We start from the raw sequence: 20625 nt of genomic DNA, 5'->3' as shown, positions 1-20625 counted from the left end.
CTTGAACCGGCTGGCCCCTCAGCCGAGAAGCGCGGAATAGGGCAGGAAGGGCTGGATGCTGCCTTCCTCGGCCAGCGCCGGATCCTCGGCCAGCTCGACGAGCCCGTCGGACTGGGTCAGCGAGGCCAGCGAGCCCGCCCCCTCGCCCGGATGCCTGCGGGCCAGCGGAACGGCATCCGCCCCGGGCTCGACCGAGACGCGCAGGAATTCGCGCCGCCCCGGCTTGCCCCGATGCGAAAAGCCGAGCCGCACCGGCAGGCGCAGAAGCGGGTCGCACGCCGTGCCGGCCAGCCGCGCGATCATCGGCCGCGCGACGAAGGCGAAGGTGACGAAGGCCGCGACCGGATTGCCGGGCAAGCCGAGGAAAGGCGTGTCCGCGATCGTGCCCACGGCGACCGGCTTGCCGGGCTTGATCGCAATCTGCCAGAAATCGAGCGAGCCGAGCGTGGCCAGCGCCGCCCTGACGTGATCCTCCTCCCCGACCGAGACCCCGCCCGAGGTGATGACGAGGTCGCAATCGCGCGCGGCTTCCTTCAGCCGTGCCGCCAGACCGTCGCGGTCGTCGCGCAGGATGCCGAGATCGACAGGCTCCGCGCCGGCGCGCGCCAGCAGGGCGCGCAGCATGGGCCGGTTGGCGTCGTAGATCGCGGCCGGAGGCAGTGTCCCGCCGGGCTCGGTCAATTCGTCGCCGGTCGAGAACAGCGCGACGCGCGGGCGGCGCCGGAGCGTGACGCGCTCCAGCCCGAGCGCCGCCAGCAGGCCGAGATCCTGCGGGCGCAAACGGCGCCCAGCCTCGAATGCGCGAGCGCCCCGGGCGACATCCTCGCCGGCCGGCCGCAGATTGGCGCCGCGCCTCAGCCCCGGCGGCAGCAGGATCGCGTCGCCCTCGCGCGCCACATCCTCCTGCATGACGACCGTATCGGCACCGGGCGGGAGCGGGGCGCCGGTGAAGATGCGCAGCGCGCCGCGTCCGAACTCCGATGGCGCCGTCTCGCCCGCGGCGACGCGGCCGAGCACCGGCAGGCGGGTTTCGGCACCGGGCGCGAGGTCGTCGAAACGCAGCGCGTAGCCATCGACGGCCGAATTGGCGAAGGGCGGCAGGGGCAAACCGGCGAAAACATCCTGCGCCAGGACACGGCCATCGGCCTGCGACAAAGGCAGCGCCTGCGTGCCGGCGACCGGAGCGACCAGGGAAACCGCCCGCGCGCCGGCCTCGGCGAGCGTCATCGGCGCGTGGCCCGGCCCGATGCCTTTCAGGCGCGCCATGGCCGTTCCCGCCGCTCGCGGCCACCCGCTTCCATCGGTCTCCGCCTCTCCCCGGCTTCGCGGCATCGTCCGGGACGTTGCCGCGTTATCCCTCCCCCTTCTCCCTTGCCATGCGGGGATGGGTCAAGCGCATGGCTGCGGCGCAGGTTGCCCCTGCCCGAAAAGCCATCATATGAGACATGACGACGACAACGACCCGAGCGGGCGCGACCATGGACACCATTGCGCTCGATCTGCGCGGCCTGAAATGCCCCCTGCCCGTGCTGCATGTGCGCAAGGCGCTCGATGCGGCGGTGGCCGGCAGCCTCCTCGTCGTGCAGTGCACCGATCCGATGGCGGCGATCGACCTGCCGAATCTGGCGCGCGAGACGGGCGATGCGATCGAGCGGCAGGATGGCGCGGGGCGCATCCTCGTCTTCCACATCCGCAAGGCAAGCTGAAGCCCCAAGCAAGGAACGGAGACTTCCGACGTGAGCCTTTCCCAAGCCGACATCCTGCGGGCGCTGGAACTGGTGAAACTGCCGGCGAGCGGGCAATCGCTCGCAGCGTCCGGCCGGGTCGCGGACATCCTGATCGACGGCGGCAAGGTGATCTTCGCCATCGGCATCGACGCGACCGAAGCTGCAGCGATGGAGCCGGTGCGCAAGGCGGCGGAAAGCGCCGTTGGCGGCCTGCCCGGCGTGACGCAGGTGCTGGTGGGGCTGACGGCCGACAAGGCCGCGCCTTCCGCCGGGATGCAGGCCCGCCAGCAGGCGCACCGCCCCGCGCCCGGCGGCGCGCCGCCGAAGCCGGCCGGCGTGCCCGGCGTGAAGCAGATCATCGCGGTGGCGAGCGGCAAGGGTGGCGTCGGCAAGTCGACCACCGCCGCCAATCTCGCCGTGGCGCTTTCGACCTTGGGGCTCAAGGTCGGCGTGCTCGATTCCGACATTTACGGCCCCTCGATGCCGAAGCTCTTCGGCATCACCGGCAAGCCGCAGATCGTCTCCGGCCGCACGCTCGGCCCCATGGAGGCCTATGGGTTGAAGGTGATGTCGATCGGCTTCCTCGTCGACGAGGAGACGCCGATGATCTGGCGCGGGCCGATGGTGATCTCGGCGATCACGCAGATGCTGCGCGAGGTCGCCTGGGGCGAGCTCGACGTGCTCGTCGTCGACATGCCGCCCGGCACCGGCGACGCCCAGCTCACCATGGCCCAGCAGGTGCCGCTGGCGGGGGCGGTCATCGTCTCGACGCCGCAGGACCTCGCCTTGCTCGACGCAAGGCGCGGCGTGGCGATGTTCAGGAAGGTCGCGGTACCGATCCTCGGCCTCGTCGAGAACATGAGCTATTTCATCTGCCAGGAATGCGGGCACCGCTCCGACATCTTCGCCCATGGCGGCGCGCGTCACGAGGCGGAACGGCTCGGCATCCCCTTCCTCGGCGAAATCCCGCTCGCCATGCCGATCCGCGAAACCTCGGATGGCGGGCGTCCGATCGTCGCCAGCGACCCTTCGAGCGCCCATGCCAAGGCCTATATCGCCCTGGCGCGGCAGGTCCAGGCGGCCTTGGGTGGCGCGACACGGGCGGCACCGCGCATCGTCATCGAGTAGAGCCCAGGCGCCGGCCGCAGGAAGCGGCTTGCATGGACGCCGCTTGACATCGTGGCGATCTTGTTCTTCTTTTGTTCCTATTCGAACGAAGGAGGCATGTGATGGCCATCCATCGCGCCCGGCATATCGGCATCGGCGTCGCGCGCCCGGCCGAGGAGGTCTATGCCTTCCTCGCCGACCCCGTGAATTTTCCGCGATGGGCCGAAGGGCTCGGCCACAGCTTCGTCCATGTCGAGGGCATGACCTGGCGGGCCGAGACGCCGATGGGGCCGATGCGCATCCTGTTCAGCGAGCCGAACCAGCACGGCGTGCTCGACCATGCCGTCATCCCCGATCACGGCGCCGCCATGCACAATCCGATGCGGGTCGTGCCCAATGGCGACGGCGCCGAGGTGGTGTTCACCCTGTTCCAGCGCGACGGCATGTCCGACGACGACATGGCGGCCGATGCGGGCATGATCGCGCGCGACCTGGCCGCGCTGAAGGCGCTGCTGGAGCGCGGAGGAGCCTGAGGCGCCATTGCGAGCTAACCCAGGCGCCGGAGGATGTCCTTCGCCTCGGCCAGGTCGTTCGGCGTGTTGATGTTGAAGAAGGGATCGACCGGCTCCGCCACCCATTCGGCGACGGCGACCCCATGCTTCGCCGTCCAGTGGCCGAGCCGGCGTTCGCCGCCCGCCAGCGCTGCCCGCAAATCCTCCCGCAGCCCCACCGGCCAGAGCCCGATGGCGTGGTGCTGCCGGCCGGCCGATGCGGCGCAGGCGAGCGGCGTTCCGGCGGCTGCGCGCGCCGCATGCAGGCGGGCGACCAGATCGGCCGGAATGAAGGGGGTATCGGCCGCGACGCTGACGAGCCAGCCATCGTTCGGCCGATGCGCGACAAGCCAGTCCAGCCCGGCGAGGATGCCCGCGAGGGGGCCGGCGAAATCGGGCACGGAATCGGCGACCACCGGCAGGCCATGGGCGGCGAAGCGGGCGGGATCGCCATTGGCGTTGAGCAGCAGGCCGTCGCACTGGCCGCGCAAGCGCTCGACGACATGGTCGAGCACGGGCCTCCCAGCCAGGAGCCTGAGCGGCTTGTCGCCGCCGCCCATGCGCCGGGCGAGGCCGCCGGCAAGGATAAGCCCGAGGGGAGGCGCAGGCGGGGCGCTGCTCATGACGGTGCACGCGAGGACGCCATCAACCCGCGTCGATCAGGCCGCAAGCCGCATCGCATCCATCACCCAGCGCTCGATCTGCTCCTCATCGACCGCCAATTCGATCCAATCATCACCGACGAAAGCGCGCCAGGCCGGCAGGACATCATGGCGCACGGCGAGCAGGACGGGCAGGCCGGCCATGACCGCCTTCGCGATCTCGTCGCGCAGCCCCCCGCCCAGCGCCTCCTGCTTGCCGAACTTGTTGACGACGACGAGATCGGCCCGCTCCGTCAGCGCGCCCGAAAACGCCGCCGCGGCGGCGGCCAGCCCGGCCGCGTCGAGCCGGCAGCCCTCGGCGGAAGGTCCGAGATCCTGGCTGATCGGAAAGCGGGTGCCGTTGGCAAGGTCCTCGAGCGACATCGCCATGCGGCGGTCTTCGCAAGCCTCGTCATTATGCTGGATGACGCCGCCGAGCCGCAGGCCGCGGCGCCTCAGCCGCGCGACGACGCCTTGCATGAAGCCGTCGATTCCGAAATTGCTCGCATAGGGGATGGCGGCCAGCCGGATCATGGCCGATTCATCTCACGAAGCCCCCTGTCGCGCCAGTGGTTCGCGGTGGCCGGCGGACTCGCAAGATGCCGGCGCAGTGTTGCGCCGCACCTACAGTCGCGCGCGCCCTCTCTCGCTAGGGTAGCGACGGCTCAATCCGGGCGGCCGGGCTGGCCGAAGGCCTGTCATCGATCCGGGACGCATGAACCGACCTCCTTCCAAGGCCCAGCTCGACCCCGCTACCGACGCAGCGAGACTGCTGCGACGCATCGGCTTCGCGACGCTCGCGCTCGTGCTACCGCTGGCCGCGCTGGTCTCGCGTCGCGCCGCCGTGGTGCTGGTGCCGATCGGCATCGCGCTGCTGATCATCGCCGCGCTCGTGGAGGAGCCACGCCATTTCCTCGGCGGGCTGAAGGCGGCGCTGCTCAGCCGCCCCGGGCTCATCCTGCTCGGGCTGATCGCCTGGGCGGCGCTGTCGCTGATCTGGAGCCCCTATCCCGGCACCGCCGCCGAGAAGGCCGGCAACCTGGCGCTCGCCGTCGCGCTCGGCTTCGTCGGCCTGTCGGCGCTGCCCGAGCGAATGCGGGCCTCCAACCTCAATCTCGTGGCGCTCGGCACCAGCGTCGCCGGCGTCTTCGCGCTGGGCCTCATCATCGTCGCGGCGCTGCGCCATGCGGCGGCGCCGCCCGGCGCGGTCGAGCGCGGCGTCTCGATCATCCTGATCATGGCCTGGCCGGCACTGGCCTGGCTCTTGTCGCGCGAGCGCGGCATGACCGCGCTCGGGCTCGCGCTCATCGTCGGCCTGCTGGCGCTGACCCGCTTCGAGGATGGCGAGACGGTGGCGATGATCTTCGGCGCCGTCGCCTTCGGCGCGGTCACCGCCAGCCGCGAGGGCGCGACCAAGGTCATCGCCGCGATCATCGCGGGGCTGATGCTGTTCGCGCCGCTCCTGCCCTTCCTGCTCGCGCCGCTCGTCTCGGCCCTGCCGGACAGCAGCAGCGACTTCGCCCAGATGCTGTCGATCTGGGCCGACGTCATCCGGCAATCGCCGGTGGAGCTGATCACGGGCCATGGCCTCGACACCGTGCTGCGCGGCCAGATGACCGGCGTCCTGCCGCAGCCGGCGCCGGTGACCCTGCTGTTCGAGACCTGGTACGAGCTCGGACTGGTGGGGGCCGCCACGGCCGCCGCCTGCCTCTATTTCGCGATCCGCGCCGCGGGGCGCATGTCCGGCGCCCTCTCGGCAGGCGGCGTCGCGGCCTTCACCACCGCCTTCGCGCTCGGCACCTTCGGCTTCGCGCCGCTGCTGCCCTGGTGGCTGATGACGCTGACCGCCGTCGTGCTGATGTTCGGCGCGATCGCGCGCGGCCAGTACCGCACGGACCGCCCGGCCGTACCGCTGCCGATGCGCGCCGCGAACCATACGCGGCCGAAGGCTGGAGAGCCGCCGGCGTCCGCGACTTAAGGATCACCACAGAGGCGAGCTCCGCGGCGGCGCGGCTCACTGCCCGCGGGCAGCGACCAGCTTCAGCTTCGGCGTGTTGGCGACGTCGACGGGTATCTCATACGCCTCCTTCGTCGCGTAGCTGAGCATCTGGTGGAACAGCGGCAGGTAGATCGTCTGGTTGCGCAGCTTCTGCCAGAGTTGCGCGACGAGCCCGGCGCGCCGGCTCCGGTCGATTTCCCCGGAGATCCTGTCGATCAGCGCATCGGTTTCCGCATCGCTGTACCCCGTAGCGTTGTAGGTGCCGCGTTGCCCGTCGCGGCTGTGATAGAGCGACGAGAAAAGGTATTCGCTGTCATAGGTCAGCGTCCCCCAGCCGGCGAGGAAGACATCGGGACCGGGCGTGCGCCGCAGCGCCTGGGACTGCGCCGCCTGCGGCTGGGCGACGAGCGTGACCCGGATTCCGATTCGGGCCAGCATCGGAACCAAAGCGCGACAGGTCTCCTCATCGTAGACGTAGCGATCGTTCGGGCAGTAGAGCGTGGTCGAGAAGCCCTCGGAATAACCGGCTTCGGCCAGAAGCTGTCGGGCCTCCGGGAGCGAGAAGGGCGGCGGCATGTCGAGCTCGCGCGTCCAGCCATCGACGAATGGCGGGATGATGATGCCGCTCGGCAGCGCCTCGCCGCGCATGACGGCACGCCGGATGTAGTCGCGATCGATGGCGAGGTTCATCGCGCGCCGGACGCGCAGATCGGCGAAGGGGTTGCGGCCGCCGGCATCGGTCCCGCGTGGCGCCGGCGAGGCGACGTCGAAGCCGAGGAAGATCGTCCGGTTCTCGACACCCGTCGTGACGGTGAGGCCGGGCCGGGCGCGCAGGCGCGGCAGATCCTGAATCGGCACGTCCTGCAGGAAATCGACCGTACCGGCGAGCAGGGCCGCGACGCGCGCGCTCGCCTGCGGCACCGGCAGATAGGTCAATTCCGCGATGCCGAGCGGGACGCCGCCGCGATTCCAGTAGGCCTCGTTGCGCTTCAGCACGGTCCTGACCTGCGGCTGCCGCGACACCAGCGCGAAGGCGCCGGTGCCGTTGGCATGGGCATTGGCGAAATTGGCGTCGGAGATCGGGCTGTCCGGGATCGCGGCGGTCCCGTGCCGCTCCGCCCAGGCCTTGCTCATGATCAGGATCGCCGGCGTATTGGCGATGAAAACCGGATTGGGCCTGCGCGTCCTGAACCTGACCGTGGTGTCGTCGACCTTCTCGATATCGGCAACCGAAGCGAGATGGTCGCGAAAACCGGAATTCGGCTGCAGCGCGCGCCGATAGGAGAAGACGACATCATCCGCCGAGAAGCGGCTGCCATCCTGGAAAACCACGCCTTGGCGCAGCTTGAACTCCCAGATCGTCGGGTCCTCCGGCAGCATCCGCCAGGACACCGCCAGAAGCGGGCCGAGGCGCCCTGTCCGATCGCGCTCGGTGAGACCTTCATAGATGTTCTGGACGAGAGCCGTGGTCGGCCCCTCATTGGCGACATGGGGGTCGAGCGTCAGCGCATCGCTCGAGCGCGCCCAGACAAAGGCCTGCGCAGCGGCCGGCAGCAGCAAAGCCAGCAGCGCGAACAGAAGAGCAGCGGCACGGCTGCGCGACATCCCTCCCCCCTCAGGGTCCCGACCCTCATCCCGCCGCGCCTGGCATCCTGCGGCGAGGCCTCTTCTTGGCGATCCGGGCATCGGCACACGCCGATTGCCCGAAAACCGCTTGCTCGCGAGCCGCCTCCTGCGGCCCACCCGATCCTCAGCGCGACAGATCCGCGATCAAGCCCCGGACGAAGCGCTCCCCCGCCTCGAGCTGCTCCACCGCGATGAACTCGTCCGGCTGATGCGCCTGCGCGATATCGCCCGGACCGCACACCACCGTCGACCAGCCGGCGCCCTGGAAGAGCCCGCCCTCCGTACCATAGGCGACGACATGCCGGCCATTGTCACCGGTCAGGCGCCGGCAGAGTGCCTCCGCCGCCCCATCCGTCTCCGGCCCCATGGCCGGCGTGCTGGAGGTGATCTCGAGAGCGATGCCGGTCTCCGGAGCCACCGCCTTCATCCCGGCCTCGACCTCGGCGAGCTTTGCCCTGTAGCGCTCGGCATAGGCCTCCTGCAATTCGCCGGGAATGCAGCGCACCTCATGGGCGAACGTGCAATGCTCAGCGGCGATGTTGACCGCCGTCCCGCCCTGCACGACGCCGACATGCAGCGTCGAATAGGGCGGCTCGAAGCCGTTTCCGGCCGGGGTGCGCGCCTTGTTCTCGGCCATCGTGGTGTTGTGCCAATGGATCAGCTCGCCGGCCACCATCACCGCCGAGACGCCGACATCGATGCGGCTGGAATGCACCGCATGGCCGCGAATCGTCGTGCGCATGCGCAGGCCGCCCTTGTGGCCGGTCACGACCTTCATCATCGAAGGCTCGCCGACGATCACGGCCGAGGGCTTCAGCCCCTCCTGCTGCATCGACGCGATCATGACGCGCGCGCCGAGGCAGCCGACCTCCTCGTCATAGGACAGCGCGATGTGGATCGGCCGCTCGAGCGGCGCGGCCAGCATCTCCGGCACCAGGGCCAGCGCGAGCGCGTCGAACCCCTTCATGTCGCAGGCGCCGCGGCCATAGAGCCTGCCGTCGCGCTCGGTCAGCGTCCAGGGATCTGAGGTCCAGTCCTGCCCCGCGACCGGCACGACATCGGTGTGGCCGGAGAGAACGACACCGCCGTCGCGCCTGGGGCCGATGGTCGCGTAGAGATTGGCCTTCTGCCCGTCCGGGCTCGGCGCGAGCCGGCTCTCGACACCGAGCGAGGCGAGGTAGTCCCGGCAGAAATGGATCAGGTCGAGATTGCTGCGTTGCGATTCCGTGTTGAACGAAACCAGCTTCGCCAGCATCTCTTTCGGCGTCATCGTCACGAAGGCTTCTCCCAAAATCCCGCCAGACGCAGGTTCCATGCCGACAGGCTAAAGCGGTTTTCGATCCGAGTGAAACCCGAACCCGCCATTGCGAGGAGCGAAGCCACGACGCAACGCAGGAGCGGTGGCGTTCGACGCCCTGGCTACAGCCGCAATGACGGTTCAGCCGGGTCGAAAATCGCTCCGGAGCTCACTGTGATTCCGGACAAGCCGCGGCACTGACCATGCTTGACGCAGGATGCCGCGACGGGCTCTCGTGTCGCCCTGACCCGACAAAGCAGCACAGGATTGCCGCCATCATGGATTTCGATGTCACCCTCGCCGATGTGCAGGCGGCCGCGACGCGCATCGCCGGCAAGGTGCGCCGCACGCCGACCTATCACAGCGCCGGGCTTTCGGCCCGGCTCGGCGTCGAGACCTGGGTGAAGGTGGAGAGCCTGCAGCTCGGCGGCTCCTTCAAGGTGCGTGGCTGCTACAACCGGTTGATGGGGCTGAGCGAGGCGGAGCTGAAGCACGGGGTCGTCACCGTCTCGGGCGGCAACCATGCCATCGCGGTTTCGCTGGTCGCCCATGCCATGGGTGCGCGTGCGCTCGTCCTGATGCCGAAGGCGACGCCGGAGCTCAACATCGCGCTGACGCGGCAGGCCGGAGGCGAGGTCGAGCTTTGCGAGGATTCGGTCGCAGCCTTCGCCAAGGCCGAGGATTACGCCGCGCAGGGCATGGTCCATGTCCATTCCTATGACGATCCGGCCATTATCGCCGGGCACGGCACGCTCGGCCTCGAACTCGCCAGCGACGCCGGCGGCCGGCTCGACCATGTCTTCATCTCGGTCGGTGGCGGCGGCTTCTCGGCCGGTGTCGGCGCGGCACTGAAAGGCCTCGACCCGGCCGTCAGGCTGCACGGCGTCGAGACCGAGGGCGCGACGACGATGACCCAGGCGCTGGAAGCCGGCAAACCGGTGCCTATCCGCCCGACCTCGATCGCACGCACGCTCGGCGCGCCCTTCGCGACCGAGCGGACCATGGCCGCCGCCCGGCAGTTCCTCGAGGAGATCGTGTTGGTTCCGGATGCGGAAGCCGTGCGCGAGCTCGTCTGGGTGCTCCAGAACGGGCGCGTGCTGCTGGAACCGGCGGCCGCCTGCGTGGTCGCCGCGGCACTGGCCCGCAAGGACAGCTTCAGGCCGGGGGAACGCATCTGCCTCGTGCTCTGCGGCTCCAACGTCGCGCTGGAGGACATCGCCCGCTGGCGGACCGAATTCGCGGTCTAGCCTGCGAGGCGGCGCGGCTCTAGAAGCCGCCCCATGAGCCAGCCCCCTGTTCCGACATTGCAGACGCAGCGCCTCACGCTGCGCCCCATGACCGAGGCGGATTTTCCTGCCTATGCGGCGTTTCTGGCGTCGCCCCGCTCCAGGTGGATGGGCGGCCCGCTGACGACGCGAGAGGCCTGGGGCATGTTCTGCCACGACATCGCCTGCTGGCCGCTGTTCGGGCATGGCGCGCTGATGATCGCGCTGAGCGCGAACGGGCCCTGTATCGGGCAGGTCGGCATCAATGCCGGCCCGCTCTTTCCCGAGAAGGAGCTCGGCTGGCTGCTCTATGACGGCCATGAAGGGCAGGGTTACGCCACGGAGGCCGCACGCGCCATGCTGGACTGGGCGGCACGAACCCTCCGGCTCTCAAGCCTCGTAAGCTATGTCGACCCCGGCAACGCCGCCTCGATCGCCGTCGCCGAACGGCTCGGGGCGGTCCGCGATGCGCGCGCCGAAAGGCCCGACCCGGAGGATCTGGTCTATCGGCACGCGCTGAGCGCTCTATCCGGCTGAACGCCGATCAGCCGCCGTTGCGGGCGAGCCTCGCATAGCGACCGCGCTTGGCGGCGGAGGCATAGCGGCTGCGCTTGTGACCGTACCAGGACGCCTCGCGCTGGCCGACATCGGCGTGGACGAGACCATTCGAATACGTGCCGACGCCACCGACGCTCGCCAGCGAACGGGCGGCGGCGGCCGCCTTGCGCGACGAGACCGCCAGCGGACGGAAGTCAATGGCGCGGCCGAGATAATGCTGGGAATGCCGGGCGTGGCGTCCGCCGCAGGTCGAGGTGATCTGGATGGGGCCGATCTTGTCGACGAGCGCCGTGATCATGGACCGGGTTTCCGGCTTCAGGCAGCCCAGGCCTTTGACCTGCGGCTGGAAGGATATTTTCTGGATCGGCTCATCAGCCAGAGCGACAGCAGGCAAGAACGCGGACACGCACGCAAGCAACATCAATCGACGCATAATCAACCAAACATGAAGGGGGATGTGAGCCAATTCAGATCGGCAAATGCAAACGATCTGAGCGGAGATGATGGCTCACTATTGCCTGTAAAAGGCGAAATCATGGCTGGTGTGATTTTCTTCTATTGATCGTTTCATTCGCAATCGATGAACGGCCCCTCGAACCACAAGGGCACCCCTTCCAGCCGACCGCCGCCATGCCATCCGTGCCCACCGCCTGCGCGCCGGCCGGCTTGGACAGGCACCGGGCGACTGGTCTAGCTTGCGCACGGCACCCGCTTTCTGCGTGGTTGCTCAATTCATCTCAGAGGATACGATGCCCAAGACCGACATCATCGCGACGCTGACCCCCGAAATCACCGCGATCCGCCGCGACATCCATCGCCATCCCGAGCTGATGTACGACGTTCACAGGACCGCCGGTCTCGTCGCCGACAAGCTGAAGGAATGGGGCGTCGACGAGGTCGTGACCGGCATCGGCCAGACCGGCGTCGTCGGCGTGATCAAGGGCAAGGGCCAGGGCTCGGGCAAGGTCATCGCCATGCGCGCCGACATGGATGCGCTGCCGATCCATGAGGAGACCAATCTCGAGCACCGCTCGACCGTGCCGGGCAAGATGCACGCCTGCGGCCATGACGGCCACACCGCGATGCTGCTCGGCGCCGCCAAATACCTGACGCAGACCCGCGATTTCGACGGGACCGCCGTACTGATCTTCCAGCCGGCCGAGGAAGGTGGCGCCGGCGCCAAAGCGATGATCGACGACGGGTTGATCACCCGTTTCGGCATTCAGGAAGTCTACGGCATGCACAACAAGCCGGGCGTCCCGGTCGGCAAGTTCGAGATCACCAAGGGTCCGGCCATGGCCGCGGCCGACCGCATCCACATCAAGATCGAAGGCCTGGGCGGGCACGCCGCCGCGCCGCATCGCGTCAACGACCCGATCGTCGCTTCCTGCGCCCTGGTCAGCGCGCTGCAGACCGTCGCCTCGCGCAATGCCGACCCGCTCGAGTCGATCGTCGTCTCGGTGACCGCACTCAATGCCGGCGAGGCCTTCAACGTCATCCCGCAGACGGCGGAGATCAAGGGCTCGGTGCGGACGCTGACGCCGCAGACCCGCGAGCTCGCGCAGAAGCGCATCACCGAGATCGTCGACGGCGTGATGAAGGCCTTCGGCATGAAATACGATCTCGAATACCATCTCGGCTATCCCGTCACCTTCAACCATCACGGCCAGACCGACTTCGTGACCAGCGTGACCAAGGAAGCCTTCGGCTCCGACGCGATCACCACCGACGTCCCGCCGACGATGGGCTCGGAAGACTTCTCCTTCATGCTTGAGGAACGGCCGGGCGCCTTCATCAATATCGGCAACGGGGACTCGGCCGGGCTGCATCACCCCGCCTACGAATTCAACGACAAGGCGATCCCGGTCGGCGTGAACTACTGGGCGAGCCTGATCGAAATCTCGATGCCGCAGCGGGCTTGAGCGCAGCGAAGTCGGCTTTCGCCGATTTCGGCACTCAAAACTGCCCATCTCGGACGCGCCGAGATGGGCCGGAGAAGCGGTATGAGCGATATCGATTGCCTAGTTGTCGGGGCCGGCGTCGTCGGCCTCGCGGTGGCCCGTGAGCTTGCGCTCAGCGGCCGGGAGGTCGTCATCGCCGAGGCGGCCGACGGCATCGGCACCCAGACCTCGGCGCGCAATTCCGAGGTCATCCATGCCGGGATCTATTATCCGCCCGGCTCGCTGAAGGCGCGCGTCTGCGTGGAAGGCCGCAAAAAGCTCTACGCCTATCTCGAAGGGCGCGGCCTGCCGCACAAGGCCTGCGGCAAGCTGATCGTCGCGACCTCCGAGGCTCAGAAGCCGGCGCTGGAGACGATCATGGCCCGTGCGAAGGCGTCCGGCGTCGACTCGCTACGCTGGCTCTCCGGCGCCGAGGCCAAGGCGCTGGAGCCGGAGGTGCGTTGCGAGATCGCCCTACTCTCGCCGGAGACCGGCGTCGTCGACAGCCATGCGCTGATGCTGTCCCTGCTCGGCGAATGCGAGGCGGCGGGTGGTTCGCTCGCGCTCAACACGCCGATCACGGGGTGGCGGCGCGAGGCGAGCGGCTTCAGCGTCGATTTCGGCGGGGCGGAGCCTGCGACCTATACGGTGCGAACCGTGATCAACTCGGCCGGCCACGGCGCGCCGAAGCTCATCGGCATGCTCGCGGGCTTTCCGGCCGAGCATGTGCCGGTGCAGCACTATGCCAAGGGCAACTACTTCGCCCTGACCGGCAAGCAGCCCTTCACGCATCTGGTCTATCCGGTGCCGGAAGCAGCGGGCCTGGGCATCCACGCCACCATCGACATGGGCGGACGGGTGAAGTTCGGCCCCGATGTCGAATGGGTCGAAAGCGACCAGGACCTGGTCGTCGATCCCGGTCGCGGAGATAAGTTCTACACCGCGATCCGAACCTATTGGCCGGCACTGCCGGACGGGGCGCTGGTTGCCGATTATGCCGGCATCCGGCCCAAGCTCCACGGACCGACCGAGCCGATGCCGGATTTCCGCATCGACGGGCCGGAGGTGCATGGCGTAGCGGAGCTGGTCAATCTGCTCGGCATCGAGAGCCCGGGGCTGACGAGCTCGCTCGCGATTGCGGAGATCGTGCGGGAGAAGCTGCGGTAACCTCGTCCCCCGCGTCCTTCTCCCCTCGGGGGAGCAGGTGGCAGCGCGAAGCGCTGACGGATGAGGGAATGCAGGCGCCGAACCGCCCTCATCCGCCTGCCGGCACCTTCTCCCCCAAGGGGAGAAGGGCGCGGGGAACGCGGGCGCGCCCTACCCCCTGAACTTGAGGAACGCTTCCTTCGCCTCGCGCGCCAGCGTCGTGATGCGGTTCCAGTCGCCGCTGGCGATGGCATCGGCCGGGACGAGCCAGGAGCCGCCGACGCAGATGACCTGCGGCAAGGCCAGATAATCACCGAGGTTCTTCAGGCCGACACCACCGGTGGGGCAGAAGCTCATCTGCGGGAAGGGGCCGGAGAGAGCCTTGAGCGCCGGCGGGCCGCCGGCCTGCTCGGCCGGAAAGAACTTCGCGGTGGTGCGGCCGGCCGCGACGGCGCGCATGCAGTCGGAGGCCGTGGCAACGCCCGGCAGCCAGGGCAAACCAGCCTTGCGCAGGGCCTCGTCGACGCTCTCGCTGAAACCGGGGCTGACCACGGCCTGCGCGCCGGCATCCTTCACCTGCGAAACCTGGGCGGGGGTCACGACCGTGCCGGCGACGGCAAGCGCCTTCGGCACCGATCTGGCGATGGCGGCGAGCGCCTCGATCGCGGCGGGACGGCGCAGCGTGACCTCGACGACATCGATGCCGCCGGCGACCAGCGCATGGGCGAGATCGACGGCGCGCCCCGCATCCTCGATCACGACGACGGGGATGACCCCGCAGCTCTTCAGCCGGGCAATCGCGGCAGCTTCGTCCATGGTCTCATCTTTCAATCGATTTGGAGGCGGCGGATGGGCTCTACTCCTTCGCCCAATAGACGTCGAGCCCTTGCGGGCGGCCGAGCAGCATGTCCACCGGCAGCGGCGCGGCGCGGGTTCCGGCATCCTTCAGCACCGCCTCCTTGGCGGCGCCGGAGACGAGCAGGCTCACCCAGCCGGCCTCGATCAGGCGCTTGGGCGAGAGCGAGAGCCGCGGCGGCAGGCCCGGCGGCCGCGCCACGACGATCCCGCTGTCGGGCACGGCGTTGAAGATCGCCTCTCCGCCCGGGAAGAGCGAGGCGATGTGGCCGTCCGGCCCCATGCCGCTGACGACGAGGTCGAGCGGCGGCAATTCGGCGAGCTCGGCGCAGAGCAGCGCGGCGGCGGCCTCGATGTCGCTGCCATGGCCGTGAAAGGACAGGAAGCGGACACGGCCCTGCGTGAGCGGAGCGAATTGCTCGCGCAGCATCCGTTCGTTGGAAGCCGCGTCGTCAGCCGCGACGAAGCGCTCGTCGGTCGGCAGCAGCGTGACCTTCTCCCATGGCAGATCCTGCCGGCCGAGCGTCGCGAGAAAGCGCGCCGGCGTGGTGCCGCCGGGCACGACCAGCGAGGCATGCTCCTTCCCGGCGAGCAATTCCTTCAGCCGGATCGCAACCGCCTCGGCCAGCGCCTCGGAGGCGTCGGCCAGGCTGGCGAAGCGATGCCAGGCGACGGGCCCCGCCGCCATCAGACGAGATCCGGATCGGCCCAGGAGCGGCCATCGCGCTCGATCAGCCCGATCGCCTGCGACGGCCCCCAGGAGCCGGCGGCATAGCGATGCGGATGCGGGCTGTAGTCCTGCCAGCCGGCGATGATCGGATCGACCCAGCTCCAGGCCTGCTCGACCTCGTCGCGATGCATGAACAAGGTCTGGTCGCCGCGGATAACATCGGTCAGCAGGCGCTCATAGGCGTCGGGCGTGCGCTCGTCGAAGGCGGTGGAATAGCGCAGGTCGAGCTGGCGCGGCACGATCTTGAGCCGACCGGAGCCCGGCACCTTCATCATCAGCTGGAGCTGGACGCCGTCATTCGGCTGCAGGCGGATGAACAGGCGGTTGGCGTCGAGCCGGTCGCAAGTGCCGTTGCCGAAGATCGAATGCGGCACCGGCTTGAAGGTGACGGCGATCTCGGAATAGCGCTGCGCCATGCGCTTGCCCGTGCGCAGATAGATCGGCACGCCGGCCCAGCGCCAGTTGTCGACCTCGCAGCGGATGGCGACGAAGGTCTCGGTGTTGGAGGCGTGGCCGAGCTCCTCGGCATAGCCCCTGACGCGCTGGCCGTCGATCTGGCCCGGCCCGTACTGGCCGCGCACCGTGAAGCGCTGGACATCGGGGCCGACGATGGGCCTGAGCGCCTTCAGCACCTTGATCTTCTCGTCGCGGACCGCGCCGGCCTCGAGCATGTTCGGCGGCTCGATGGCGAAGAGGGTGAGGAGCTGCATGAGATGGTTCTGCACCATGTCGCGCATATGCCCGGCCTTGTCGTAATAGCCGGCGCGGCTTTCGAGACCGACGGTCTCGGCCACGGTGATCTGGACATGGTCGATGTCGCGGCTCGACCATGACCGCTCGAACAGGGTGTTGGCAAAGCGCAGGACGAGCAGGTTCTGCACCGTCTCCTTGCCGAGATAATGGTCGATCCGGTAGGTCCGGCTTTCCGGCAGGATGCGCGCGACGGCGTCGTTGATCTGGCGGGCCGAGGCGAGGTCGCGGCCGAGCGGCTTTTCCAGGATGACGCGCGAGGTCGGCGTCAGGATATGGGCCTTGGCGAGGTTCTCGCAGATCGGGATGAAGAGGTCCGGCGGCGTCGAGAGATAGAAGGACCGCACGCGCTCGCTGTCGCCCAGCGCGGTCTTCAGCGCCTTGTAGGTCTCGGGCTTCAGCGCATCGAGCAGCACCATGGTGAGCCTGCGCAGGAAGGTCGCGACCTGATCCTTCGGAAGGCCTTCCTCATGAAGCCGCTGGGCGATCTGCTTGGGCAGGCCCTCGACGTCCTCCTCCTTGCGGACGACGGCGAGGATGCGGCTGTCCTCCGGCAGCACGCCTTCGCGATTGCGCTGGGCCAGCGCCGGAAAGAGCTTGCGCAGCGCCAGATCGCCTCCGGCACCGAAGATCACCAGATCGAAGGGCGGAACCGGCGTGCGCTCGGGAATGGTCTCGGGGCGAAGCCCCTGATCGGCAATGGCGTCCATGACACTCGAAACTCCGTACGGCTCACCAGATTCGATTAGCCGATCGCTGCGACCAGAGTGAGACGGTTCGGAGCGCTTGCAAAGGGGAAACAGCGGGCAGCGGCCATGCCATGCCGCCGGCCTGCAACAGCCCAAGCCTTGGGCAACCGCTCGCCGCCCTGCCGTTTCCACGGGCAGGATGGCGCTTTGCGCTGGGGACAAGCGCCGTTAACCTGAATCTGCGGCGGTCTGTCCGCGGACGACTAGCAGGTGCCGAGCCTTGGCCATCATCGCCGCGCTGAACCACGTCACCCATTACAGCTATGATCGCCCGGTCACGCTCGGGCCGCAGATCATCCGGCTGAGACCGGCGCCGCATTGCCGGGCGGCGATCAAGAGCTATTCGCTCAAGGTGACGCCGGCGCAGCATTTCGTGAACTGGCAGCAGGACCCGGCCGGCAACTGGCTGGCGCGTTTCGTCTTTCCGGAGCCGGTCAGCGAATTTCGCATCGAGGTCGACGTCGTCACCGAGCTTTCGGTGATCAATCCCTTCGACTTCTTCGTCGAGGCCGAGGCCGAGACTTTTCCGTTCTCCTATGCGCCGGAGCTGCGCGACGAGCTCGCGCCCTATCTGGCGACGGAGCCCGCCGGCCCGCTTCTGGAAGCTTTCCTTGCCGCGCTGCCGAGGGAGCCTACCAATACCGTCAATTTCGTCGTCGATCTCAATGCGCGGCTGCAGGGGATGATCACCTACGGCATCCGCATGGAGCCGGGCGTGCAGGAGCCCGAGCATACGCTGTCGATCGGCTCCGGCTCCTGCCGCGACACGAGCTGGCTCTTGGTCCAGGCATTGCGACATCTCGGCCTCGCGGCGCGCTTCGTCTCCGGCTACCTGATCCAGATGAAGGCCGATATCGACCCGCTGGAAGGGCCGCGCGGCACCGACAAGGACTTCACCGACCTGCATGCCTGGGCCGAGGTCTATATTCCCGGCGCGGGCTGGATCGGGCTCGACCCGACCTCGGGCCTGCTCACCGGCGAGGGCCATCTGCCGCTGGCGGCGACCGCGCATTACCGCTCGGCCGCGCCGGTCTCGGGCGTCGCCAGCTATGCCGAGACCACCTTCGACTTCCAGATGAGCGTGGCGCGGGTGCATGAGGTGCCGCGCATCACCCTGCCCTTCTCCGACGAATCCTGGCAGGCGCTCGATGCCCTCGGCGAGACGGTCGAGGCCGATCTCAAGGCGCAGGATGTGCGGCTCACCATGGGCGGCGAGCCGACCTTCGTCTCGATCGACGACCAGACCGGGGCGGAATGGAACATCGCCGCAGTCGGGCCGACCAAGCGCGAGCGCGCCGATGTCTTGATCCGCCGCTTGCGCGAACGCTTCGCGCCGGGCGGGATGCTGCATTACGGACAGGGCAAATGGTATCCGGGCGAGAGCCTGCCGCGCTGGGCCTTCGCGCTCTACTGGCGCCGGGACGGCGAGCCGATCTGGCGCAATGCCGAGCTGATCGCTCGCGAGCCCGGCGCCAAGACCGGCGGCGATCGCGAGTTGGAGGCGGGCGCGACGATCCAGGACGCGGAGTCGCTGGCGCGCGGATTGTCCGAAAAGCTCGGCCTCGGAGCCGATTACGTCCTCCCCGCCTATGAGGATACCGGCCACTGGCTGCTCAAGGAGGCGCAGCTTCCCGACAATGTCGACCCGCTCGATTCCCGCCTCGCCGACCCGGAGGAGCGGGCCCGGATGGCGCAGGTCTTCCAGCTCGGCCTCGGCCATCCCCGCGGCTTCGTCATCCCGGTTCAGCGCTGGCAGGCGGCGGCGAATGACCGGCGCTGGCGCTCGGAGAAATGGCGGCTGCGGCGTGGCAAGCTCTTCCTCGTGCCCGGCGATTCGCCGGTCGGTTACCGGCTGCCGCTCGGCTCCCTGCCCGACATCCCCAAGGCCGAATATCCGCATATCCATCCGCAGGACCCGATGGAGCCGCGCGGCCCGCTGCCGCCGGCGGGCAGCTCGCAGGCCGCTCCGGCGCCCGGCGCCGGAACGCCGCCATCGCCGGCGGCTCCGACCAGCTTCGGCGCACCTCCCCCGCAATTGGCGGTTTCCGCCGATCCCGGCGGCACGAGCACGGCCCAGCAGCGTACCGAGCAGGAGATCGGTGGCGAGCATGTGCGCACCGCGCTCAGCCTCGAGATCCGCGACAATGTGCTCTGCGTCTTCCTGCCGCCGGTCGAGCGGCTGGAAGATTATCTCGACCTCGTCGCCTCGGTGGAGGCCACGGCCGAGGAAACCGGCCTGCCCGTGCATATCGAGGGCTATGCCCCGCCCTCCGATCCGCGCCTCGACGTCATCAAGGTCACGCCCGATCCCGGCGTGATCGAGGTCAACATCCATCCGGCGACGGACTGGCGCGAGGCGGTGGCGATCACGCAGGGCGTCTATGAGGAGGCGCGGCTGTCGCGGCTCTGCGCCGAGAAGTTCATGGTCGACGGGCGCCATACCGGCACCGGCGGCGGCAACCATGTCGTGCTCGGCGGCGTGACGCCGGCCGATTCACCCTTCCTGCGCCGGCCGGACCTGCTCAAGAGCATCGTGCTCTACTGGAACCGGCACCCGTCCCTCTCCTATCTGTTCTCCGGCCTGTTCATCGGCCCGACCAGCCAGGCCCCGCGCATCGACGAAGCCCGGCAGGACCAGCTCTACGAGCTGGAGATCGCCATGGCGCAGGTGCCGAAGCCCGGCGAGGCGCCGATCCCGCTCTGGCTGGTCGACCGCTTGTTCCGCAACCTTCTGGTCGACGTCTCCGGCAACACGCACCGCACCGAGATCTGCATCGACAAGCTCTATTCGCCGGATGGCCCGACCGGGCGGCTCGGTCTGCTGGAGTTCCGTGGCTTCGAGATGCCGCCGGATTCGCGGATGTCGCTGGCACAGCAACTGCTGCTGAGGGCCCTGATCGCCTGGTTCTGGCGCGAGCCGCAAGGCGGCAAGCTGGTGCGCTGGGGCACCGCGCTGCATGACCGCTTCATGCTGCCGGAGCTGGTCTGGCAGGATTTTCGCGATGTGCTCGCGGATCTCGACCGCGCCGGCTATCCCTTCGATCCCGTCTGGTTCGAGGCGCAGGCCGAGTTCCGCTTTCCCTTCTTCGGCAAGGTCGAGCATGGCGGCGTCGAGATCGAGATCCGGCAGGCGCTCGAGCCCTGGCATGTGCTCGGCGAGGAGGGCGCGGCCGGCGGCACGGTGCGCTATGTCGACTCCTCGGTCGAGCGGCTGCAGGTGAAGGCGAAGGGCTTCGTGCCCGGCCGCCATCTCGTCACCTGCAATGGAAGGCGCCTGCCGATGACGGAGACGGGAACCTCCGGCGAGGCGATCGCGGCGGTGCGGTTCAAGGCGTGGCAGCCGGCCTCCGGCCTGCATCCGGCGCTTCCCGTGAATGCGCCGCTGACCTTCGACATCGTCGATACATGGGTCGGGCGCTCGCTCGGGGGCTGCGTCTACCATGTCGCCCATCCCGGCGGTCGCAATTACGAGACACCGCCTGTGAATTCCTACGAGGCGGAGGCAAGACGGCTCGCGCGTTTCGAGGCGATCGGTCATAGTCCCGGCACTCTGGCGATTCCGCCGGAGGAACGCAGCGCCGAATTTCCGCTCACGCTGGATCTGAGGCGCCCGCTTTGATTTGCGCGGTTTCTCTTCGTTCGGCTGAGTCCGGCCGAGCGAATGGCGCGCCGGCAGGGGTCTAG

Annotated in this window: 18 protein-coding genes; 9 read left to right on the top strand and 9 right to left on the bottom strand. The window is 68.7% G+C overall.

All coding sequences use genetic code 11. The annotated features are described in order from the left end of the window. Positions 1 to 18 precede the first annotated feature (18 nt). Positions 19 to 1227: a molybdopterin molybdotransferase MoeA gene (glp, locus tag GY40_RS08310; protein ID WP_248311147.1), complete on the bottom strand. Its 1209-nt coding sequence runs from the start codon at positions 1225 to 1227 to the stop codon at positions 19 to 21. A 218-nt stretch (positions 1228 to 1445) separates the two neighbouring features. Here glp and GY40_RS08305 point away from each other — a divergent pair, with 218 nt between their 5' ends. The 3 genes from GY40_RS08305 to GY40_RS08295 all read left to right on the top strand — a co-directional run bounded on the left by GY40_RS08305 (position 1446) and on the right by GY40_RS08295 (position 3367). Further along, positions 1446 to 1706 carry a sulfurtransferase TusA family protein gene (locus tag GY40_RS08305; protein WP_051987671.1) on the top strand — a complete coding sequence of 87 codons (261 nt, stop codon included), beginning with the start codon at positions 1446 to 1448 and terminating at the stop codon, positions 1704 to 1706. A gap of 30 nt (positions 1707 to 1736) precedes the next feature. Then, on the top strand, positions 1737 to 2855 hold the full coding sequence (locus tag GY40_RS08300; RefSeq protein ID WP_038360812.1) for an Mrp/NBP35 family ATP-binding protein: 1119 nt from the start codon (positions 1737 to 1739) through the stop codon (positions 2853 to 2855). 101 nt (positions 2856 to 2956) lie between these two features. Next, entirely contained in the window at positions 2957 to 3367 is a 411-nt protein-coding gene (locus GY40_RS08295; protein ID WP_038360811.1) for an SRPBCC family protein, read from the top strand. Positions 3368 to 3381: 14 nt separating this feature from the next. Here GY40_RS08295 and mobA read toward each other — a convergent pair whose 3' ends face one another. Next, a complete protein-coding gene (gene mobA, locus GY40_RS08290; RefSeq protein WP_038360810.1) occupies positions 3382 to 4008 on the bottom strand; it encodes a molybdenum cofactor guanylyltransferase MobA in 627 nt (208 codons plus the stop codon). Positions 4009 to 4044: 36 nt separating this feature from the next. Continuing rightward, positions 4045 to 4560 (bottom strand): DUF2478 domain-containing protein, encoded by a 516-nt coding sequence (locus tag GY40_RS08285; protein WP_051987670.1) that lies wholly within the window; start codon positions 4558 to 4560, stop codon positions 4045 to 4047. Between the two features lie 181 nt (positions 4561 to 4741). Between GY40_RS08285 and GY40_RS08280 the strand changes: the two genes are divergently transcribed. Then, positions 4742 to 6004 carry a hypothetical protein gene (locus GY40_RS08280; RefSeq protein WP_051987669.1) on the top strand — a complete coding sequence of 421 codons (1263 nt, stop codon included), beginning with the start codon at positions 4742 to 4744 and terminating at the stop codon, positions 6002 to 6004. Between the two features lie 36 nt (positions 6005 to 6040). On the opposite strand, the gene GY40_RS08275 is transcribed toward GY40_RS08280, so the two are convergent. Both GY40_RS08275 and argE read right to left on the bottom strand, forming a co-directional pair. Next, complete coding sequence (locus GY40_RS08275) at positions 6041 to 7630, bottom strand: ABC transporter substrate-binding protein (protein ID WP_038360809.1); 1590 nt, start codon at positions 7628 to 7630, stop codon at positions 6041 to 6043. A gap of 145 nt (positions 7631 to 7775) precedes the next feature. Next, positions 7776 to 8921, bottom strand: a complete 1146-nt coding sequence (gene argE / locus GY40_RS08270; protein ID WP_038362240.1) for an acetylornithine deacetylase — start codon at positions 8919 to 8921, stop codon at positions 7776 to 7778. A 305-nt stretch (positions 8922 to 9226) separates the two neighbouring features. Between argE and GY40_RS08265 the strand changes: the two genes are divergently transcribed. Both GY40_RS08265 and GY40_RS08260 read left to right on the top strand, forming a co-directional pair. Further along, positions 9227 to 10195 (top strand): threonine ammonia-lyase, encoded by a 969-nt coding sequence (locus GY40_RS08265; protein ID WP_038360808.1) that lies wholly within the window; start codon positions 9227 to 9229, stop codon positions 10193 to 10195. Between the two features lie 33 nt (positions 10196 to 10228). Then, positions 10229 to 10750, top strand: a complete 522-nt coding sequence (locus GY40_RS08260; RefSeq protein ID WP_038360807.1) for a GNAT family N-acetyltransferase — start codon at positions 10229 to 10231, stop codon at positions 10748 to 10750. 7 nt (positions 10751 to 10757) lie between these two features. Here GY40_RS08260 and GY40_RS08255 read toward each other — a convergent pair whose 3' ends face one another. Continuing rightward, complete coding sequence (locus tag GY40_RS08255) at positions 10758 to 11069, bottom strand: peptidoglycan L,D-endopeptidase MepK (protein ID WP_051987668.1); 312 nt, start codon at positions 11067 to 11069, stop codon at positions 10758 to 10760. A 451-nt stretch (positions 11070 to 11520) separates the two neighbouring features. Between GY40_RS08255 and GY40_RS08250 the strand changes: the two genes are divergently transcribed. Both GY40_RS08250 and GY40_RS08245 read left to right on the top strand, forming a co-directional pair. Beyond that, positions 11521 to 12693 carry a M20 aminoacylase family protein gene (locus GY40_RS08250; RefSeq protein ID WP_038360806.1) on the top strand — a complete coding sequence of 391 codons (1173 nt, stop codon included), beginning with the start codon at positions 11521 to 11523 and terminating at the stop codon, positions 12691 to 12693. Between the two features lie 81 nt (positions 12694 to 12774). Continuing rightward, a complete protein-coding gene (locus GY40_RS08245) occupies positions 12775 to 13878 on the top strand; it encodes an NAD(P)/FAD-dependent oxidoreductase (protein WP_038360805.1) in 1104 nt (367 codons plus the stop codon). 150 nt (positions 13879 to 14028) lie between these two features. Here the strand turns inward: GY40_RS08245 and eda are convergent, their stop codons facing one another. The 3 genes from eda to zwf are packed head-to-tail and all read right to left on the bottom strand — an operon-like array spanning position 14029 to position 16902. Continuing rightward, a complete protein-coding gene (gene eda / locus GY40_RS08240) occupies positions 14029 to 14673 on the bottom strand; it encodes a bifunctional 4-hydroxy-2-oxoglutarate aldolase/2-dehydro-3-deoxy-phosphogluconate aldolase (protein WP_038360804.1) in 645 nt (214 codons plus the stop codon). Positions 14674 to 14713: 40 nt separating this feature from the next. Continuing rightward, positions 14714 to 15400, bottom strand: coding sequence for a 6-phosphogluconolactonase (gene pgl / locus GY40_RS08235; RefSeq protein ID WP_051987667.1), 687 nt, complete (start codon positions 15398 to 15400; stop codon positions 14714 to 14716). Next, entirely contained in the window at positions 15400 to 16902 is a 1503-nt protein-coding gene (gene zwf / locus GY40_RS08230; RefSeq protein ID WP_051987666.1) for a glucose-6-phosphate dehydrogenase, read from the bottom strand. The genes pgl and zwf overlap by 1 nt, the downstream gene beginning before the upstream one ends. Positions 16903 to 17161: 259 nt before the next feature. On the opposite strand from zwf, the gene GY40_RS08225 reads away from it, so the two are divergent. After that, positions 17162 to 20560, top strand: a complete 3399-nt coding sequence (locus GY40_RS08225; protein ID WP_038360803.1) for a transglutaminase family protein — start codon at positions 17162 to 17164, stop codon at positions 20558 to 20560. The last annotated feature ends 65 nt before the right edge of the window (positions 20561 to 20625 follow it).

Source organism: Allobosea sp. UNC402CLCol (assembly GCF_000745475.1).
Classification (GTDB): domain Bacteria; phylum Pseudomonadota; class Alphaproteobacteria; order Rhizobiales; family Beijerinckiaceae; genus Allobosea; species Allobosea spartocytisi.
This window is presented reverse-complemented; position numbering and strand designations above follow the sequence as displayed.

Bases quoted from the DNA above. Each gene is read 5' to 3' on its own strand.
- GY40_RS08255 (WP_051987668.1), bottom strand. From the start codon at position 11,069: ATGATCACGGCGCTCGTCGACAAGATCGGCCCCATCCAGATCACCTCG.
- GY40_RS08275 (WP_038360809.1), bottom strand. From the start codon at position 7,630: ATGTCGCGCAGCCGTGCCGCTGCTCTTCTGTTCGCGCTGCTGGCTTTG.
- GY40_RS08260 (WP_038360807.1), top strand. From the start codon at position 10,229: ATGAGCCAGCCCCCTGTTCCGACATTGCAGACGCAGCGCCTCACGCTG.
- GY40_RS08295 (WP_038360811.1), top strand. From the start codon at position 2,957: ATGGCCATCCATCGCGCCCGGCATATCGGCATCGGCGTCGCGCGCCCG.
- eda (WP_038360804.1), bottom strand. From the start codon at position 14,673: ATGGACGAAGCTGCCGCGATTGCCCGGCTGAAGAGCTGCGGGGTCATC.
- GY40_RS08245 (WP_038360805.1), top strand. From the start codon at position 12,775: ATGAGCGATATCGATTGCCTAGTTGTCGGGGCCGGCGTCGTCGGCCTC.
- GY40_RS08285 (WP_051987670.1), bottom strand. From the start codon at position 4,560: ATGATCCGGCTGGCCGCCATCCCCTATGCGAGCAATTTCGGAATCGAC.
- mobA (WP_038360810.1), bottom strand. From the start codon at position 4,008: ATGAGCAGCGCCCCGCCTGCGCCTCCCCTCGGGCTTATCCTTGCCGGC.
- argE (WP_038362240.1), bottom strand. From the start codon at position 8,921: ATGACGCCGAAAGAGATGCTGGCGAAGCTGGTTTCGTTCAACACGGAA.
- GY40_RS08305 (WP_051987671.1), top strand. From the start codon at position 1,446: ATGACGACGACAACGACCCGAGCGGGCGCGACCATGGACACCATTGCG.
- GY40_RS08280 (WP_051987669.1), top strand. From the start codon at position 4,742: ATGAACCGACCTCCTTCCAAGGCCCAGCTCGACCCCGCTACCGACGCA.
- GY40_RS08250 (WP_038360806.1), top strand. From the start codon at position 11,521: ATGCCCAAGACCGACATCATCGCGACGCTGACCCCCGAAATCACCGCG.
- glp (WP_248311147.1), bottom strand. From the start codon at position 1,227: ATGACGCTCGCCGAGGCCGGCGCGCGGGCGGTTTCCCTGGTCGCTCCG.
- zwf (WP_051987666.1), bottom strand. From the start codon at position 16,902: ATGGACGCCATTGCCGATCAGGGGCTTCGCCCCGAGACCATTCCCGAG.
- GY40_RS08265 (WP_038360808.1), top strand. From the start codon at position 9,227: ATGGATTTCGATGTCACCCTCGCCGATGTGCAGGCGGCCGCGACGCGC.
- pgl (WP_051987667.1), bottom strand. From the start codon at position 15,400: ATGGCGGCGGGGCCCGTCGCCTGGCATCGCTTCGCCAGCCTGGCCGAC.